Annotated in this window: 19 protein-coding genes; 13 read left to right on the top strand and 6 right to left on the bottom strand. The window is 35.9% G+C overall.

Going from position 1 to position 17,457, the window contains the following annotated elements; genetic code table 11:
• Window positions 1–88: 88 nt before the first annotated feature.
• A complete protein-coding gene (locus ACY2RS_RS08590; protein ID WP_490098231.1) occupies window positions 89–868 on the bottom strand; it encodes a S1/P1 nuclease in 780 nt (259 codons plus the stop codon).
• Window positions 869–995: 127 nt separating this feature from the next.
• On the opposite strand from ACY2RS_RS08590, the gene ACY2RS_RS08585 reads away from it, so the two are divergent.
• The 9 genes from ACY2RS_RS08585 (at window position 996) to ACY2RS_RS08545 (ending at window position 9,217) form a co-directional block, all read left to right on the top strand.
• On the top strand, window positions 996–1,856 hold the full coding sequence (locus ACY2RS_RS08585; protein WP_490098230.1) for an SPFH domain-containing protein: 861 nt from the start codon (window positions 996–998) through the stop codon (window positions 1,854–1,856).
• 70 nt (window positions 1,857–1,926) lie between these two features.
• Window positions 1,927–2,100, top strand: coding sequence for a DUF4177 domain-containing protein (locus ACY2RS_RS08580; RefSeq protein WP_490098229.1), 174 nt, complete (start codon window positions 1,927–1,929; stop codon window positions 2,098–2,100).
• 1 nt (window position 2,101) lies between these two features.
• Window positions 2,102–2,620: a hypothetical protein gene (locus ACY2RS_RS08575; RefSeq protein ID WP_490098228.1), complete on the top strand. Its 519-nt coding sequence runs from the start codon at window positions 2,102–2,104 to the stop codon at window positions 2,618–2,620.
• Window positions 2,604–3,944, top strand: a complete 1,341-nt coding sequence (locus ACY2RS_RS08570; protein WP_490098227.1) for a serine hydrolase — start codon at window positions 2,604–2,606, stop codon at window positions 3,942–3,944. Before ACY2RS_RS08575 ends, ACY2RS_RS08570 begins: the two co-directional genes overlap by 17 nt.
• A 2-nt stretch (window positions 3,945–3,946) precedes the next feature.
• A complete protein-coding gene (locus ACY2RS_RS08565) occupies window positions 3,947–4,879 on the top strand; it encodes an alpha/beta hydrolase (protein ID WP_490098226.1) in 933 nt (310 codons plus the stop codon).
• 27 nt (window positions 4,880–4,906) lie between these two features.
• Window positions 4,907–5,065, top strand: coding sequence for a type II toxin-antitoxin system antitoxin (locus ACY2RS_RS08560; protein ID WP_490098225.1), 159 nt, complete (start codon window positions 4,907–4,909; stop codon window positions 5,063–5,065).
• 97 nt (window positions 5,066–5,162) lie between these two features.
• On the top strand, window positions 5,163–6,875 hold the full coding sequence (locus tag ACY2RS_RS08555) for a hypothetical protein (protein WP_490098224.1): 1,713 nt from the start codon (window positions 5,163–5,165) through the stop codon (window positions 6,873–6,875).
• Between the two features lie 208 nt (window positions 6,876–7,083).
• On the top strand, window positions 7,084–8,421 hold the full coding sequence (locus tag ACY2RS_RS08550) for a DUF819 family protein (protein WP_490098223.1): 1,338 nt from the start codon (window positions 7,084–7,086) through the stop codon (window positions 8,419–8,421).
• An 88-nt stretch (window positions 8,422–8,509) separates the two neighbouring features.
• The gene (locus ACY2RS_RS08545) at window positions 8,510–9,217 is read left to right on the top strand and encodes a DUF4369 domain-containing protein (protein ID WP_490098222.1); all 708 of its coding nucleotides are present in this window, start codon (window positions 8,510–8,512) and stop codon (window positions 9,215–9,217) included.
• On the opposite strand, the gene ACY2RS_RS08540 is transcribed toward ACY2RS_RS08545, so the two are convergent.
• Window positions 9,212–10,150: an NAD-dependent epimerase/dehydratase family protein gene (locus ACY2RS_RS08540; RefSeq protein ID WP_490098221.1), complete on the bottom strand. Its 939-nt coding sequence runs from the start codon at window positions 10,148–10,150 to the stop codon at window positions 9,212–9,214. The genes ACY2RS_RS08545 and ACY2RS_RS08540 overlap by 6 nt on opposite strands.
• Before the next feature lie 116 nt (window positions 10,151–10,266).
• Here ACY2RS_RS08540 and ACY2RS_RS08535 point away from each other — a divergent pair, with 116 nt between their 5' ends.
• From ACY2RS_RS08535 to ACY2RS_RS08525, 3 genes are read left to right on the top strand one after another with little or no spacing between them, the layout of a single operon-like run.
• Window positions 10,267–10,977 carry a glycosyltransferase family 2 protein gene (locus tag ACY2RS_RS08535; RefSeq protein ID WP_490098220.1) on the top strand — a complete coding sequence of 237 codons (711 nt, stop codon included), beginning with the start codon at window positions 10,267–10,269 and terminating at the stop codon, window positions 10,975–10,977.
• On the top strand, window positions 10,974–11,600 hold the full coding sequence (locus tag ACY2RS_RS08530; RefSeq protein ID WP_490098219.1) for a lipid-A-disaccharide synthase N-terminal domain-containing protein: 627 nt from the start codon (window positions 10,974–10,976) through the stop codon (window positions 11,598–11,600). The genes ACY2RS_RS08535 and ACY2RS_RS08530 overlap by 4 nt, the downstream gene beginning before the upstream one ends.
• Window positions 11,584–13,227 (top strand): ArnT family glycosyltransferase, encoded by a 1,644-nt coding sequence (locus tag ACY2RS_RS08525; RefSeq protein ID WP_490098218.1) that lies wholly within the window; start codon window positions 11,584–11,586, stop codon window positions 13,225–13,227. The genes ACY2RS_RS08530 and ACY2RS_RS08525 overlap by 17 nt, the downstream gene beginning before the upstream one ends.
• Here ACY2RS_RS08525 and ACY2RS_RS08520 read toward each other — a convergent pair.
• The 4 genes from ACY2RS_RS08520 to ACY2RS_RS08505 form a co-directional block, all read right to left on the bottom strand.
• Window positions 13,205–13,774 (bottom strand): phosphatase PAP2 family protein, encoded by a 570-nt coding sequence (locus ACY2RS_RS08520; protein ID WP_490098217.1) that lies wholly within the window; start codon window positions 13,772–13,774, stop codon window positions 13,205–13,207. The two genes, ACY2RS_RS08525 and ACY2RS_RS08520, sit on opposite strands and share 23 nt — an antisense overlap.
• Window positions 13,767–13,997 carry a DUF8828 family protein gene (locus ACY2RS_RS08515; RefSeq protein WP_490098216.1) on the bottom strand — a complete coding sequence of 77 codons (231 nt, stop codon included), beginning with the start codon at window positions 13,995–13,997 and terminating at the stop codon, window positions 13,767–13,769. The genes ACY2RS_RS08520 and ACY2RS_RS08515 overlap by 8 nt, the downstream gene beginning before the upstream one ends.
• A gap of 135 nt (window positions 13,998–14,132) precedes the next feature.
• Window positions 14,133–15,350, bottom strand: a complete 1,218-nt coding sequence (locus tag ACY2RS_RS08510; RefSeq protein WP_490098215.1) for a two-component regulator propeller domain-containing protein — start codon at window positions 15,348–15,350, stop codon at window positions 14,133–14,135.
• A gap of 125 nt (window positions 15,351–15,475) precedes the next feature.
• On the bottom strand, window positions 15,476–16,855 hold the full coding sequence (locus ACY2RS_RS08505; protein ID WP_490098214.1) for an MATE family efflux transporter: 1,380 nt from the start codon (window positions 16,853–16,855) through the stop codon (window positions 15,476–15,478).
• Between the two features lie 139 nt (window positions 16,856–16,994).
• Here ACY2RS_RS08505 and ACY2RS_RS08500 point away from each other — a divergent pair, with 139 nt between their 5' ends.
• Window positions 16,995–17,450 carry a DUF1801 domain-containing protein gene (locus tag ACY2RS_RS08500; protein ID WP_490098213.1) on the top strand — a complete coding sequence of 152 codons (456 nt, stop codon included), beginning with the start codon at window positions 16,995–16,997 and terminating at the stop codon, window positions 17,448–17,450.
• Window positions 17,451–17,457 lie beyond the last annotated feature (7 nt).

Below are 17,457 nucleotides of genomic sequence, written 5' to 3'. Positions count from 1 at the left end.
AAAAAAGAAAGTATGGTTTTCGATGTTATGCACGCATAGTAAGTTAAACGACACGTTTCAAGATCTTATTACATTAAGAAAATGGAATTTAATCGAAGATTTCGTTGAGAATTCGAGCCAAACGAAGTCCGGCCTTTTGCAATTGAGTTCTTGATACGTTTACATATTTGTACATATATGAATATCCTAGTTTTTCTCCTACTTTGGTTTTTTGGTAGATGTCTTCGCAAAGTGCGCGACTTTCATACATCCAATCGGTAACAGCGCCTTGCTGCATTCTTTTAATTTCTTCTTTAGTAAGGTTATCTGCATTATCGGTAAGCTCTGTATAGCTCATATTATAGCTCTCAATAATTTTAGTATCCCAAACCGTATGCAGGTTGGTTCCTTCTCCAAACCATTGCACTTGAAAGTCGTTCCCGCCTTTATCTTCTTTGAGCCCCACATGGAGTGGCATGTGCAAATCTCCAATAAAGTGAACCAACATTCTTAGGTAAAATGCTTTGTCTTCTTGGCTCGTTGTTTCATTCTTTAAAGTATCAATGCAATTTTGGATGGCAACAATAATATCTCCTCTATCATTTTTTGGGCTGCTTTCGTATCTAGCTCCAAAAGGAAAACTCACATAATGCCATGGTCCATAGTTTTTCATGGTTTTATCGCTTCGTATTTCATCGGCATAAGTAGATACAAACGCTAATGATTCTCCGTTGAGCAACGCTGAAATTTTCTTACGTGCTTTCTTGGTTAGGTGTTTGGTAGCTATTTCACCCGTGGTTCTATGCCCAGTTCTACCCCAATCATCTGAAGCCAGAAGGGGCTGACTTAAAAATAAAACAGTACATACTAGTAACAAAAAAGATCTCATAAGACATATATTTTATACAAATATACCAAGAGTATTTTGAAGCAATCTATAAAATGATTTGGAAATTTCAGAAAAAATAATTTATATTTGTTTAATATCATTTTAATATCATTTTAAATTTTTACTTATGACAAACGAAAAAACAGTTACCCCACTTTCAGGATATATCATGTTATTGCTATTTGCTTTGTTCTTTTTTGGAGGCATTGCTATTATGATTCACCAAGAAAATCCAATCTATGGATTGTTTATTTTGGCAGCTATTATCATGGTGCCTGGATTTGTAAAAGTGAATCCAAATGGATCTAGAGTGTTATTACTTTTTGGGAAATACATTGGTACCATTCGTAAAAACGGACTCTATTGGGTGAATCCTTTTTACAGCAAAACAAAAATTTCATTACGCGCTAGAAATTTTGATAGTGAACGCCTCAAAGTGAATGACAAAATGGGAAATCCAATTAATATTAGCACCATTTTAGTATGGCGTGTTCATGATACACACAAAGCTGCTTTTGATGTAGATAATTACGAAAATTTTGTTCGTGTACAAACCGATGCAGCTGTTAGAGAATTAGCAAGTAAGTATCCTTATGATAATTTTGCCGATGAAGGCGTGGATGAAGATATTACCTTACGTTCTAGTATGAGTGAAGTAAACGAAGCCTTAGAAAAAGAATTAGAAGATCGTTTAGCTATCGCCGGTATTGAAGTACTAGAATCACGTATTGGATATTTAGCGTATGCCAATGAAATTGCAAGCGCCATGTTAAAAAGACAACAGGCTACAGCCATTGTTGCTGCACGACATAAAATTGTAGAAGGTGCCGTAAGTATGGTAGAAATGGCACTAACAGAGCTTAGCAAAAAAGACATTGTAGATCTAGATGCCGATCGCAAAGCTGCTATGGTAAGTAATTTAATGGTAATTTTATGTGGTGATAAAGATGCAAGTCCGGTGTTGAATACGGGGACTTTGAATCACTAGATTTGGAGTATGGAGTATGGAGTATGGAGTATGGAGTATGGAGTATGGAAATTTAAAATAATAAAAAAACATGAAGGAATACAAAATCATAAAATCTGAGTTTCACTGGAAAAACAATATGGAAAAATTTGAAACCCTATTAAACGAACATGCAAGAGAAGGCTGGAATGTGGTTGGCTTTTCTACTGTGGGTGATACAGGCTCTAGCTTTGTAGCTTTATTAGAACGCCCAAAACACAGATAGTATGCGTGTATTTAAAGAAGAACAACGTTTTAACAATCCATGGTTCCTACTCGTCATGATAGCAACAGTTTGCCTGGTGGGTTATTTGTCTTTCCAAAGTTATGCAGAAATACCAGAGGACGGATCTGGAAGGACCGTACTTATCATTACAGATATATTTACCTTTTTAGTGCTAGGTGCGGTATTTTTTATCACACTAAAAACAACCATTAACGAACAAGGCATTTCTTATGGATTCTGGCCTTTTCAAACAAAGCTGAGACACATTCCATGGCAGGACATTGAAAAAATCTATGTAAGAGAATACAGTCCAATTGCAGAATACGGAGGCTGGGGATATCGTGTTTCTTTTAGTAAAAACGGACATGGAAAAGCTTATAACGTTAGCGGGACTATTGGCATACAAATTGAATTCAAAAACGGAAAAAAAACATTAATAGGTACGCAAAAAAAAGAAGAAGCCGAAAGGGTATTAAAAACCTATGCACATAAATACAACACACATGAAAACACTCATTAAATACAGCATTCTTTTATCTTGTTTGTTATGTTTTGCAATTGCAAACGCGCAACTTTCTGAAACCCTAAAAAAGGAAATAGATGCCCGTGTTGCAAAAGGAGAAAACCCATCTATTGCTGTAGCCATCTATAAAAATGGAAATACCGATTACTATGTGTCGGGATATCAAAATTTAGCAACAAAAACTCCCGCTACTTCAAGCACCATATACGAGATAGGATCTGTTACCAAAACTTTTAATGCAGTACTGCTAGCAAAAATGGAAACAGAAGGCAAGGTAACTTTAGATACTCCTATCACTACCATTTACCCTGACTCTTTAAAACTTACAGACCCAACTGGAAGAGCCATTACGTTTAAAGATTTGGCAACGCATACCTCTGGACTTATTAGTTTTCCAGTAGGTTATGAGCCCAAAGATCCAGAGAATCCATACCTATATTTAGATAAAAAAGCCATCTATGGCTACCTCAAAAATTTTGGAACACAAAGCGTAGGTACAAAGTTTGCTTACAGCAATATAGGTGCAGGCCTTATGGGAGAGGGACTTGCAATTATTGCAGACACACCGTATACGACTTTAATAACTTCGGAAATTTTAAAACCCCTTAATCTTAACAATACATTTTTCACCGTTCCAGAACACAAATTAAAAGATTTTGCAGATGGCTATACCAAGGGAAACCCTACTTCACATTGGGATTTCGACATTCTTGCCCCAGCCGGAGCCTTACGTGCAGACATTAGAGATTTGCTTGCCTATGGCAAATCGTATCTTGAAGAAAATCCCTTATCAAAAGCACAACAAGCTACAACAGTGGTTCAATATGACATGCCCGATAGCCCGATGGCTTTGGGGATTAATTGGTTTAAAAACGGAAATCGAATTAGTCATGGTGGAGGCACCTATGGCTTTAGCACCCATCTAGAAATAGACCTTGAAAATAAGGTTGTTGTCGCTATTATGACCAACACTGGAGACCAAAACATCACTGATTTGAAAGATCATATGCTAGACCCAGAAAAATTTCCTTTGTATTCTAATGCTCTTGAAACCATTAAAATTTCCGAAGAAACCTTAAAAAAATATGAAGGAATTTACAAGAATTCACAATTTGGACTTACAATTACTGTTACTACTAAGGACGGACAATTGTACGGACAAGTAACAGGACAACAAGCCTTTTTATTTACTCCTGTAGATGAAACATCTTTTGTAAACTCTAAAGTAAAGGCGAAAATAACTTTTGAGACCGAAAACAATACTGCTACTCGTTTTACATTGTTCCAAGCCGGACAAGAAATTGGATTACAAAAACAATAAAGATGAGATATTTAATTTTAGTAGCATTCGTAATTAGTAACAGCCTTGTGGCACAAAACATCACTAAGGATAGTAAAGACATTAGCGTGTCTCCATATATTGATGGCACTATTCTGGTTCCTAAAACAACTGCAGCTCCAGACCTAGTTATTATCATTGGAGGCTCTGGTCCTACCGATAGAAATGGGAACCAACAAATGATGGAAAACAACTCGTTGCGCTATCTAGCAGAAGGGCTCTATAAAAATGGCATCGCGAGTTTTAGATACGACAAGCGTATTGTAAAACAAATGAAGGAGAGAACCATTAACGAAGAAAGCATTCGCTTTGATGATTTTATTAAAGATGCCAAAGATGTGGTTCACTATTTTAAAAGAGCCAATTCTTTTGCAAATATTTACATCATTGGGCACAGTCAAGGTTCTCTAGTAGGCATGGTGGCTGCGCAAGAAGATGTGGCTGGTTTTGTTTCTATAGCTGGTGCTGGCCAAAGCATCGATGAAGTGATTATCACACAACTTGGAAACCAAGCACCAGAGTTGCAAGAAAATGCCACCGAAGCTTTTGATGACCTTAGAGCCAATGGCAGCACTACAAAATACAGTCCTGGATTGGCTTCGATTTTTAGACCTGCCATACAACCTTTTATTAGAAGTTGGATGGTGTATAACCCGCAAGAAGAATTATCTAAGCTCAACATTCCTGTGCTAATTATTAATGGTGATAATGATATTCAGGTAGCTGTGGGTGAAGCTGAAATGTTACAAAAAGCTAAACCTGGCGCAACCTACAGTGTCATACAAAACATGAATCATGTACTAAAGGAAGTTAAGAGTCAAGATCCTTTAGACAACCAAAAGGCATACAACGATTATAAAATGCCCGTAATACCACAGCTAATTTCTGAAATTAGCACCTTTATAAAACAACATTAAGCAGCCCAAATTTGGGTGAATATTCTTATGGCAAAGAAAAAAGCATTTGCACTACGCGTCAACGAACACATGATGAAGGCTATTGAAAAATGGGCTAGTGATGAGTTTCGTTCTACCAATGGCCAAATTGAGTGGATGCTTAATGAAATGTTGAAGAAAAGCAACAGAGACCCTAAGAAGAAGTAGGCAGTTGCACTAAGCAGTTACGATATTCAAAAATACCTATTAGAGGGGATTGTATGGGGAATCCCTTATGCATACTTTTAGTATCTAATTCACTTACATGAAAAATATAGTTTTCCTGCTTTTTACGTTCTTGGTTTTTAATGGTTGCAGTTCTGATGACACTCAAACCACACCAGAGGAAAGTCAAAACAATAACGAACAAAACACTGAAACTTTTAATTTAATTGTTGAAAATAATTCAGTTTTAGCATATCAACTGGTCACCCTAACGTCTGACAATATTTCATTTACTGAAGCCTCTTATATTGGTGAATTTAATGCGCAACCCATAACACTAGCAAAAAAGAATAACAATGCACTGGTCTTTGCTATTCCAAGTATAAGTCCAGGAACATATACGCTACGGTTAGAAATTCAAAATAGAATTGGGGAACTCTCCTTTGAAATTAACCCTACTCAAATCCAAAATGTAAATGAAACAATAAGTCAAGAATTAGTTGAGCCTCTTACTATGTTCCATCAAGATATTGAGCTCATGTTAACTGAAAATAACGTTTCTAATGAAAATCTATTGAAATTGAATTCGGCAAAAACCATGTTAGATAACTATCTAACGCAGTTTAATACGTTACCTACAGAAGAAAAGGCAGAAATTGCAAAATTCTTTGTTGCGAATCCGATTTTCTCATCAAGTATCGAGGCAGCCAACAGAATCATGGATGGTAATGAAGATTTTGATTGTTTTAAAATTAACGGAAAAAGAGTCGTCTTGACTACCATTACTATTTTAGTTTTTGTAGATACATTAGCCGCTCTTGTTGCAACGGGGCCCTTTGGCACCATTGCAGGACTTGTTGCTGCTGTAGCAGGAGTGTATGCAGCATATCAAATTATTAGCACAGCACATCAGCATTTACTCAATGACTGCTTTTTACCTTTTGAGCATTTACTTGAAGATACAGAAGGAAACATTAACAACTTTACATTTTCAAACAATACATTAAAATCGTTTAGTTTAAAATCAAAAATAAGATCAATTATAAGCTCAGACACAAATAACACATCTGAACTAATAGCAAACGTTGCTCAAAAATTTGAATCACTCAGAGAAAATTGGGATGCATTTGCTACAGGAATTAACAATATCATAGAAGATATCTCTGGTTGGTTTAATGGATGGTTTGCAACTTCTACCAATTACGAAGCTGTAGTGGCAACTATCGAGTCATACCCAAGTTCTAGTCCCTCATCTACCATTGCAGGCAAAAATGCATTTGTTATAATAGATGGAGTTCCTAATACGATAATTGCGACTATTGATATTGTTGGAGCTAGCGATTATAACATTTCATTCAATACTGATAATGCAACATTACCCGTTAGCTTTACAATGACTATAAGGTATGATGATGGTGATTTTCAAACAACAGACCAATTTAATGTAACGTTGGAAGAAGAGGATGAAGAAGTCGATTTAGATGGTTGTTGGGAACTCAACAATACAAACGTAACCTCTGGATCATGTGTTTTATTTACACAACATTACATAATAGATTCAAACTCAATTTTTGTAGCAAATTCTGGTTGTCTTGAGGATTCTGCAAAACAATCGGCAAGTTATAGTTTTGATGGCAGCACATTAATAATAAATTACTCATTTCAAAGTGGAAACACGAGTGAGACAATAACATTTACAGGAACTTATGAAAACACTTCCATCGAAGAGGTAAACGGAACATGGAGCAGTACAACAAATCAAAACGGTACTATATCAAATTGTACTGGCATCTTTGAAATGAGAAGGGATTAACGTATTAAAAGCACAAATTAGACATCAAATCATTAGGCATCTAAACTTTTTAAAATAATATTAAGTTCATTTAATGGAACCCCTAATCATAAAATTTGCTAAGTTATTAAATTAAAAAAAGTCATCAATACATTACCAAACCCACATTTCTGAATCTAGCCTTCTGCATTTTCAATTAAAAAAACTATTTTGCATCAAAACTACAATCATGCAAGATACAGCCGCTCAACTTATAGAAGACACATCTCCTTTATTTACAAATGACACCATAGTCTTTGGAGTTCTAATGATTGCCCTAGGGTTTATTTTTTACACTTCTTCCAAGAAAGAAGGTCCTTGGAAAGCATTCTATAGTATAGTGCCTGCGCTGTTTATAGCGTATTTCATACCTGCCTTACTTACCACAACTGGAGTGATTGCCCCAGATTGGACAACTGTCTCGGAAACTGGAGAAGCTGTTAAAGGAAAATCAAGTTTGTATTATGTAGCGAGCAGGTATCTATTACCCGCAGCACTGGTATTAATGACGCTAAGTATCGATTTAAAAGCGGTGTTTAATTTAGGTCCTAAAGCCTTGATCATGTTTTTAACGGGAACCGCAGGTATTATTATTGGCGGACCCATTGCCGTGCTGGTAGTTGGAAGTTTTTGGCCAGAAGCAGTGGGCGGTGAAGGTGCAGATGCAGTTTGGAGAGGTTTGTCTACCCTTGCAGGTAGTTGGATTGGCGGAGGCGCCAACCAAACGGCTATGTTAGAAGTTTATGGATACAACCAAGCCTTATATGGTGGGATGGTATTTGTAGATATTGTAGTCGCCAATGTATGGATGGCACTTATTTTAATTGGTATTGGCAAGTCAGCTAAAATAGACAAATGGCTGGGCGCAGATACCTCAGCAATTGAAGCTTTAAAAGAAAAAGTATCCAATTACTCGCTAGAAGTAAGTAGAAACCCTTCCTTAACAGATCTCATGATTTTAGGTGCCATTGCTTTTGGAACCGTTGGTATAGCCCATTTTGGCGCGGGCTACATGAGTGCCTTTTTCACCGATTTTGTCAACGGTCTCGAACCTGGATTAACTCGTAATCTATTTACATTCTTGAGTTCTTCATTCTTTTGGATGATTTCTATTACCACTATTATTGGTATTATCCTTTCGTACACTAAACTGAGGAGTTTTGAAGGTGCAGGCGCTAGTAAGTTTGGCTCTGTTTTTATTTACATTTTGGTAGCCACCATTGGAATGAAAATGGACTTAATGCTCATTTTTGACAACTGGCAACTTATTATTATTGGTGTGGTTTGGATGACAATACATGCAGGTTTGCTCATATTAGTAGCCAAACTCATTAAAGCACCCTATTTCTTTTTGGCGGTGGGAAGTCAGGCCAATGTTGGAGGTGCTGCCTCTGCTCCTATTGTTGCGTCGGCATTTCACCCTTCGTTAGCAACCGTAGGTGTTTTATTAGCCGTATTTGGATATGCTATCGGTACCATTGGTGCAGTAGCCTGTACCTTTTTAATGCAATTAGCTGCGGTAAGTTAGGTGCAGTATCTTTCTTAAAATAGCGAGAAGCAAGCTTTTATTTTCTGAAATTTTAACCCATCTTTGCCGCGTTAAAATTTCAGAAATTATGAAAAAAATCGTACTCCTATTTGTTAGTCTGTTCACCTTGATACACTGTGCTCCTAAAGAAAATGAAATGCGTCTTACTGGAGAAGTAAAAGGCATGAAAGAAGGAACTTTATTACTTCAAAAAACAGAGGACTCGATATATAAAACCATAGATTCTATGGTCGTAGAAGGAGATGCAAGATTTTCATTTACTGAAACCATCAACAGCCCAGAATTGTACTATTTGAGTCTAAAAATTCAAAACCTAGAACAAGAAGTGGGAGCGATTCCTTTCTTTGCCGAAGCTGGAGATATTACCATTGATACAAAACTTAATAACTATTTAGAAAGCGCAGTCATTACGGGTTCAAAAAACCAAGAGAAATACACAGAATACAAAACGTTGATTAAACGCTACACAGATAAAAATTTTGAGATCAATAGAAATTTGATAGTAGCTGCAAAAGAAAAGAACATGAGTGCTGTAGACTCTTTAGATAGATTACAACAAAGGGTATTGGCAAGTAGCTACTTAACCACTGTAAATTATGCGCTCAATAATAAAGACCATGAAATTGCTCCCTTTTTAGCACTTAGTGAAATATACAATGCGAACACAAAATATTTAGACACAATATACACATCGCTACCGCCCAAAGTTAAAACATCTACCTATGGTGTGGCATTAAAAGAGTTTTTAGCCGAAATAAAAAAAGAAGAACTATAATTGTTCTTTACACCAAACTACTTGTGCTTTTAAGCCTTCTTTGAGAGTTGTTTTTGGAGCGTAGCCAAGTATCTTTTTTGCCTTGGTAATATTTGCTTTTGTACGAGATTGATCACCAGGTCTAGCTGGTTGATGATCTAAAGCAATAGTAATTCCTAATAATTCCTCAACAATAGCAATACCAGTAGCAGTAGTATTTTCTATCGCAGTACCGAGGTTGAAAATTTCAGTATTACAAACAGACTCCTTACCCAAAACAGCCACAATGCCATCTACAATATCTGCTACAAAGGTGTAGCTTCGTAAATGCTTTTCACTTCCTTCAAATAGTGTAAATGGCTTATTTGTAAGTCCGCATTGAATTAATTTGGTATACAATTTATCGGGGCGTTCTCTCGGTCCGTAAACAGAATACAAACGAAGTGAACATCCGTTTATAATTCCTCTTCTTGCATAGGCCAGCACCAATTGTTCTGCCGCTAATTTGGTAACACCATACCAAGAAGCTGGCAAAGGCGCTTCATCTTCGGTAAGTGTTGCTTCTAATCCATAAATAGAAGAAGTGGCAATATTTACAACAAAAGGAGGTGTTTTATAAGTTTCTAACACATCCATTAAACGCTGTGTGGCGATTACATTATTCTCTAGATAATCGTTAAATGAGGAACTAGTAGAAATTCCAGGATGCGCAGCAAAATGAAAAACAAGATCTAGTTGTTCTGGAAAAAGTGCTTGTAACGTATCGTATCGCAAATCTGCTTCAAAAAAGGTAACACCCGCAGCCCTTAGTATGTCGGCATTTTGCTTTTTAAGTTTCGCATCATAATACGGAGAAAAATTATCCATCCCAAAAACACGATGCCCCATTGTAATTAAACGTTCACATGTATGCGAACCAATAAATCCAGCGGCGCCTGTAACAAGAATATTCATAGGTATTTCTGAAATTTTAAATCACTGTAAAAATAGCATCTTTTTTAAGCTTGGCATTTATTTGATTTGTATTCTTTAAAAAAGAATACTTTTGCAAAACAACTTAACATGATAAAATGTACGAATTTACAATCATAGTCCCTGTTTATAATGAGGAAGATAATTTAGAACGTGTTGAAAAAGAATTGCTCTGGTATTCAAGAATAGCATCCAAAAAGACCTGTATTCTTTTTATTAATGATGGTTCTAAGGACAGCAGTCAGACCATGATCGAAGACATATGTCAAAGAAATGAACCATTTCAATTTCTTTCTTTTCAAGAAAATAGAGGTTTAAGTGCTGCCATAAAAGCTGGCTTTGATCATGTAACAACACCTTTTGTTGGGTATATTGATAGTGACTTACAAACCGCTCCAGAAGACTTTAACAAGCTCCTCGAACATATTGGCAGGTATGATTTAGTGACAGGAGTACGAGCCGATAGAAAAGATAGTTTTGTAAAAAACATGTCATCTACCATTGCCAACAGCATACGAAGAGCCTTTACAAAAGATGGAATGGATGATACGGGTTGTCCACTAAAAGTAATAAAAACCGAATATGCAAAACGAATTCCTATGTTTAAAGGACTGCATCGTTTTTTACCTGCTATGATTATGTTGCAAGAAGGCAAAGTAATTCAAATACCAGTGCAACACTTCCCAAGGGTAGCAGGAACTGCAAAATTTGGAGTTTGGAATAGATTATTAGGGCCCCTAATGGATTGTTTTGCTTATTTATGGATGAAAAAAAAATACATTAACTATACAATCGAGAAGAAAGGATGAATGATGCCTTGATTTATAGCATCGGATTTATTGCGCAACTATTATTTTCTGGACGACTCTTGTTACAATGGGTTATTTCAGAAAAAAATAAAAAGATCCTTACTCCTTCCCTTTTTTGGAAACTAAGTTTACTAGCTTCATTTCTATTATTTATTTACGGGTATTTACGTGATGACTTTGCTATTATGCTGGGGCAAACGCTCACCTATTTTATTTACATAAGAAACTTACAATTGCAAGGAGAGTGGCAAAAATCTCCTAGAGCACTTCGATGGTTTATAATCTTATTTCCTATCTTCATTGTGATTTATGGATTTAATAATGGAGTATACGATGCAGAAAAACTTTTTAACAATGAAGCCATAGCGACGTGGCTATTTTGGCTGGGTATTATTGGTCAAATTATTTTTACATTACGCTTTATTTACCAATGGTTGTATTCAGAAAAAAACAAAACATCGCATTTGCCATTAGGTTTCTGGGTGTTGAGTGTTTTAGGAGCTGCACTTATACTAAGCTATGCCATTTTTAGGAAAGATCCGGTATTATTTTTAGGCCACTTCGCTGGACTAATTATCTATACCCGTTCTATATTTATTTTACGAAATGCTAAGACAATTTAAGAAAAATCATACGTTACTATTGGCACTTGTTTGGATTGCCGTTTTTGTAATGCATTTAGATGTATTACTGGTAAATGTCATGGAAGCTAGAAATTTTGTCACGGCAAGAGAAATGTTACATGATAACAACTGGATCTTAACCACCATGAATGGAGATCCTAGATATCAAAAACCTCCATTACCTACATGGCTTAGTGCCATTTCGGGTGCCCTTTTTGGAATACAAAGTGCTTTTGCTATGCGTTTACCAGCGACGCTCATTTCTTTGGTGCTTATGCTTACTACCTACACTTTTGCAGTTCGTTTTACGAATCAAAAAAAGTACGCACTTACAAGCACTCTCATACTAGCCACTTCTTTCTTTATAGTATGGTCTGGAAGAAATGGACAATGGGATATTTTTACACATGGATTTATGATGTTAAGCATCTATTTTCTTTACTTGTTTTTTACAAAAGAAAGTGCATTATTTAAAAATGTGTGTATTGCTGCTTTCTTTTTTGGTTGTTCTTTTATGAGTAAAGGCCCTGTGTCTTTATATGCGCTTCTACTTCCTTTCTTACTTGCTTTTGGAGCTACTTTTGGCTATAAAAACATAAAATCTAGAGTATTGCCCCTGCTACTATTTTTAGTACTTAGCACACTACTTTCTGGATGGTGGTATTATTACATTTATTATTTTGATGCTCAAAATGTTATACGAACTACAACCAAAGAAACTGCAAATTGGAGTAGTTATAACATAAGACCTTTTTATTACTATTGGAGCTTCTTTACACAAAGTGGCGCTTGGACGATACTGGCCTTTACTGGATTGCTGTATCCCTATTTAAAAAACAGAGTGTTTCACAAAAAGGCATATGCATTTACTGTATTATGGACACTCTTTTCGGTTATTTTATTGTCCATAATACCTGAAAAAAAATCAAGGTATTTACTCCCGGTATTAATGCCATTAGCCTTGAACACAGGGTTTTATTTAGAATATTTGTTTAGGCGGTTTTCTAATATTTCAGATAAAAAAGAAACGATACCTGTATATGTAAACTTTGGAATTATTGGTTGTATTGGATTGGTGATTCCTGTAGTAGGATATTTTTATTTAAAAGATCTAAACGGTATCCACTGGGGTTGGTTTACCATGCTTTCATTAAGTCTGTTTTTAACAGGTTTAGCCATAATTTTACAACTACTTCAAAAAAAGATTGAGCGTGTTTTTTATGTAACCATCATTTTTATTTGTTGTTGTGTTAGTTTTGGGATGCCGCTCTCACGTACCGTAAATCAAAATACTGCATACAAGTCCTTTAGTGAATTAAAAGAATGGAAAAACAACAAGGCTATCGAAGTATATGAGTTAGCCTACTTTACACCCGAAATCATCTGGGAATTTGGAGAACCCATCACTGTTATTTTCAATTACATAACCACCTGTCCAGAAGAAGATATCTTTGCAGTTCTTGTTGGTATTGATGAAGAAATGCGTCTTCGTCGTTCTTTCGAAAACTACGATGTAAAAAAAATAGACCGATACGACATCAATATCCTAGACCAACAACATAGAAAATACAATGGTAGATTATGGCGCGATTTATTTTTGGTTTCTAAACAACAAAACGACGAATAGCCCAAGTGCTCAGTTTATACGTCCCAAAGCCAATCCAAGCTCCAAAAAACATTCCCGTAACGATGTCTAGTGGATAATGAACCCCTAGATAAATTCTAGAATAAGCAACTACAGCTGCCCAAAATAACAAGAAAAAAGGAAGTGTTTTGTAATAAGGTTTTAATAACAAACCAACAAAAACAGCTGCTGCCATACTACTTGCAGCATGTGCAGAAAAGTAGCCATAGCGTCCGCAACCATCTGCTACAAAGCGCATGAGTTCTTGTAAGGCTTCTACCCTACAAGGTCGCGGTCTTTTAAACAACACATATTTAAACAAATTCGCCAATTGATCTGAAGCAGTGACCATAAGCGCGGCACAAACCATCACAATTAATGTTGATTTCGCTCCAAATTTCTTAAACACTAAAAAAAGCAATAGTACATACAAGGGTATGGAAGACCATTTTTCTGTGACAATACGCCAAAATTCATCCCATACTGGTGTACCTAAATTATTAAGAAATAAAAAAAGTTGCTCATCGTAATGTAGTAAAGCATCAATCATCTTCGTAGCGTGCTATTTCTCTATCGTAAAATTCGCTTGCCTCTCGGATATAATTTTCCGTCTCGGTTTCTAATTCTTTTTGATCGTGCTGGTCAAAATCTTCTAACCACTCTACTTCATCGTTTTCTAAGTTAATAATAAACCTAGGAAACGTAGTATGTATAACAAAAATAGCAGTTGGATAATCGCTATTATCACCTAAAAGGTATTTTGGGAATTCCATGTGTTATTGTATAATTATGATGAGCCTCATTAAATGGGCACTGCAAAATTACAATAAAAAATCTCGAGTACGAATACCCGAGATTTCAGATCAAAACAAACTAACTAAACTCCTCTTTTTCAAAAAAGGTTTCTTTTATTTCTTTACTAATTTCTTAATTACGGAAGTCCCTTGAGTATCAATAAATTGTAACAAATAGGTACCCACTGGTAATTGCTCTATAGAAATCTTTTGTGTGGTTTCTGAAATTTCCTGTTGTTTCACAAGGCTTCCTAGCACATTATAAATGCTTAGGGTTTTCATTTCAAAACCATTGGCGTTGATAGTAATAAAATCTAATGCTGGATTTGGTGAAATGGTAAAGTCTGGGCGAAACTGACTTACAACTCCTAAGGTTGGATTGTAAATGCTTACACCTCCCCAAGTACTAATAACAACATTGTCGTCTGCATCAATAAAAATACCTCTTACGGTATTTTCCACTAAACCATCATCTTCTGTAATGGATGTAAACACACCATCCTTATAAATAGCAAGGCCAGAATTTGTTCCAAAATACACTGTACCATCATCACTGCCACTAATTGCTCTAACTCGATCATCTATTAATCCGTCTGCTACGGTAAGGACAGAAAACGATGTGCCATCAAACACTCCTACCCCAAGACCTTGAGAAAAAGTTCCAAAATAGAATTCCCCAGTTGTATTTTGATACACTTCATAAATGTTATTAGACATTAATCCATCTGTAGTGGTATAATTTGTAAATGAGGTCCCATCAAAAACGCTTACACCTCCATTAATGATTCCTAACCAAATATTACCTTGGTCATCTTCTATAATATCTAATACGCTAGGGCCTACCAACCCATTTGCTGTAGTATAATTAGTAAAAGTAGTACCATCAAATAAAGAAGCTCCATCTAGGGTACCAATCCAAATATTTTGATTAGAATCTTCAAAGATAGCAGCTACATCATTCCCAACTAGACCTTCATTGGTTGTATAACTTGTCCAAGTTCCATTATCGTTTACATCTAATCCACCTCCATTGGTTACTAAATAAGACCCGTACCATACTTTTCCATCACTTGAACTAAAGATGGAACGATATCCATCAGATGTGGGACCATCACCTATACCGTATTGTTGAAATGTATCACCATCAAATGAGGCTATTGCTGGAATATTTTCAGTACTCCAACTTCCAAACCAATACACTCCGTTAGTATCTTGGCTACCTGTTGCAATAAACCCCTCTATAAGGCCATCATTTGATGTATAATTTGTGAATGTTTGTGCCTTTCCCCCTATAAAAGCTAAGAACAAAAATGTTGTAATTTTGATTTTCATAATTTTTTGGTTTTAATATTCACCTCCAAATTACAAACATAAACCACTATAAAACAAACGCTTATTGACGCCCTTTATAAATTACGCCCTTTACTTTATAAAAACAGGAAACAGAAAAATACACCTTATATTTCCGAAGCACTGGAAATTAACTTTTTAGATAAGACATGGAAACGCCAAAACAAAAGACCTCCAGAAACGGTAAGTCCCGCTAAAAGTCCTATCCATATACCCGCACTGCCATAATCTGTAAACAGCCCTAAATAATACATCACGGGAAATCCTACTGCCCAATAGGCAATAAAGGTAATAATAGTTGGGATTTTAACGTCTTGCATTCCACGTAAGGCACCCAAAACAACCACTTGTATGGTATCACTAATTTGAAAGATCGCAGCTACGAGTAATAGTTTAGCGGCAATGCTTACCACTTCTATATTGTTCTGAAATTCTAAAGGATTGTCATAATCAAGGTACATTTTAGGGAATGCTTCATTGAAAAGCAGAAACAAAATTGCGAACACTACTGCGCATATGGTAGAGAGCAAGAAAATAGAAAATGCAATACGACGTAAATCAATAAAACGTTTCAATCCTTTTTGATTTCCTACCCGTATCATAGCTGTTACACCAAAGCCCATGGCCACCATAAACGTCATTGACGATAAATTAAGAGCAATCTGATTGGCTGCTTGCGGATTCTTTCCTAAAATACCCGATAACCAAATAGCTGCTGTAAAAATAGCCACCTCAAAAAACATTTGAAGTGCAGAAGGGAATCCAAGATTGATTACTTTTTGAAGCATTTTCTTGGATAGCGTAAATAACTTTATATGCGTTACAAAGGGCTTAGATTTTTCCTTTTTGTATAGCAAATACCATAAATAAAACACCATAATCACTCGAGAAGCGAGTGTGCCAATTGCGGCACCTACAATACCTAATTCGGGTGCACCAAATTTTCCGAAAATAAACATGTAATTTAAAATCACATTTACCACATTAGCCAATATAGTAGCATACATGGGGTATCGTGTTAGAGACATCCCATCACTAAACTGCTTAAAAGCCTGAAAAATAATGAGTGGTATTAAAGAAATAATCACCAAGGTTAAATAAGGCATTGCTAGTGCAACCACCTCTGCTGGTTGCTTCATTACATGTAACAATGGCCTTGCAAGAAAAACAGCAGCAGCTAAAACAATGCTAAGTGCTATACACAAGAATAGTCCATGCTTAAAAGAAGATTTCCCTTTTTCGAAGTTATTTTCCCCATCAGCTTCAGCAACTAAAGGTGTAATAGCTGTTGAAAAACCAATCCCTAAAGACATAGCAATAAACATAAAACTGTTTCCCAAAGAAACCGCGGCCAATTCTGCCGTACCCAATTGTCCGACCATAATATTATCTACCAAAGCGACTACAGTATGTCCTAACATTCCCAAGATAACAGGGGTTGCTAGTTTCAAATTGTATGAAAACTCTTTGGTGTATTGGTGTAACACGTTCTTTATTTTATGGCAAAGTTAGGAAACCCTTACACGATACAAAGCATTGATTTAAAAAAATAGTCTTTCTTATTTCTGAAATATTAGATTTCATTCAACATTAGTATATTTATGGAGAAAATAAACAACCATACTTATGCAATCTAAAGCTACAACACCGTCACAATATCTAGCAGAACTTCCCGAAGAACGAAAAGAAGTGATGACTCGATTACGAAACATTATTAAAGAAAACCTTCCTAAAGGTTTTGAAGAATGCATGAATTATGGCATGCTTGGGTATGTTGTACCGCATAGTACCTATCCTGATGGATACCATGTAAATCCAGAGCTGCCGTTACCCTTTATGAATTTAGCATCTCAAAAAAATAATATTAGTTTGTACCATTCTGGTATTTATAGCGATCCAGCTTTAATGGAATGGTTTGTTGCAGAATATCCAAAACACGCAAGCAACAAATTAGATATGGGGAAAAGCTGTATACGTTTCAGAAATATCAATAAAATTCCATTTGATTTGATTGCAGAATTATGTACCAAAATGACACCAGAGTCTTGGATTGCCAAATATGAAAGTGTCATAAAAAAATAATCGTAAA

It is taken from the genome of Patiriisocius sp. 208BN25-11, assembly GCF_058147145.1.
The sequence above is the reverse complement of the archived record's forward strand: the minus strand, read 5'-3'. Positions and strand labels throughout refer to the sequence as shown.

Excerpts from the sequence above, each read along its gene's own strand:
- ACY2RS_RS08590 (WP_490098231.1), bottom strand. The coding sequence starts at position 868 with ATGAGATCTTTTTTGTTACTAGTATGTACTGTTTTATTTTTAAGTCAG.
- ACY2RS_RS08585 (WP_490098230.1), top strand. The coding sequence starts at position 996 with ATGACAAACGAAAAAACAGTTACCCCACTTTCAGGATATATCATGTTA.
- ACY2RS_RS08580 (WP_490098229.1), top strand. The coding sequence starts at position 1,927 with ATGAAGGAATACAAAATCATAAAATCTGAGTTTCACTGGAAAAACAAT.
- ACY2RS_RS08575 (WP_490098228.1), top strand. The coding sequence starts at position 2,102 with ATGCGTGTATTTAAAGAAGAACAACGTTTTAACAATCCATGGTTCCTA.
- ACY2RS_RS08570 (WP_490098227.1), top strand. The coding sequence starts at position 2,604 with ATGAAAACACTCATTAAATACAGCATTCTTTTATCTTGTTTGTTATGT.
- ACY2RS_RS08565 (WP_490098226.1), top strand. The coding sequence starts at position 3,947 with ATGAGATATTTAATTTTAGTAGCATTCGTAATTAGTAACAGCCTTGTG.
- ACY2RS_RS08560 (WP_490098225.1), top strand. The coding sequence starts at position 4,907 with ATGGCAAAGAAAAAAGCATTTGCACTACGCGTCAACGAACACATGATG.
- ACY2RS_RS08555 (WP_490098224.1), top strand. The coding sequence starts at position 5,163 with ATGAAAAATATAGTTTTCCTGCTTTTTACGTTCTTGGTTTTTAATGGT.
- ACY2RS_RS08550 (WP_490098223.1), top strand. The coding sequence starts at position 7,084 with ATGCAAGATACAGCCGCTCAACTTATAGAAGACACATCTCCTTTATTT.
- ACY2RS_RS08545 (WP_490098222.1), top strand. The coding sequence starts at position 8,510 with ATGAAAAAAATCGTACTCCTATTTGTTAGTCTGTTCACCTTGATACAC.
- ACY2RS_RS08540 (WP_490098221.1), bottom strand. The coding sequence starts at position 10,150 with ATGAATATTCTTGTTACAGGCGCCGCTGGATTTATTGGTTCGCATACA.
- ACY2RS_RS08535 (WP_490098220.1), top strand. The coding sequence starts at position 10,267 with ATGTACGAATTTACAATCATAGTCCCTGTTTATAATGAGGAAGATAAT.
- ACY2RS_RS08530 (WP_490098219.1), top strand. The coding sequence starts at position 10,974 with ATGAATGATGCCTTGATTTATAGCATCGGATTTATTGCGCAACTATTA.
- ACY2RS_RS08525 (WP_490098218.1), top strand. The coding sequence starts at position 11,584 with ATGCTAAGACAATTTAAGAAAAATCATACGTTACTATTGGCACTTGTT.
- ACY2RS_RS08520 (WP_490098217.1), bottom strand. The coding sequence starts at position 13,774 with ATGATTGATGCTTTACTACATTACGATGAGCAACTTTTTTTATTTCTT.
- ACY2RS_RS08515 (WP_490098216.1), bottom strand. The coding sequence starts at position 13,997 with ATGGAATTCCCAAAATACCTTTTAGGTGATAATAGCGATTATCCAACT.
- ACY2RS_RS08510 (WP_490098215.1), bottom strand. The coding sequence starts at position 15,350 with ATGAAAATCAAAATTACAACATTTTTGTTCTTAGCTTTTATAGGGGGA.
- ACY2RS_RS08500 (WP_490098213.1), top strand. The coding sequence starts at position 16,995 with ATGCAATCTAAAGCTACAACACCGTCACAATATCTAGCAGAACTTCCC.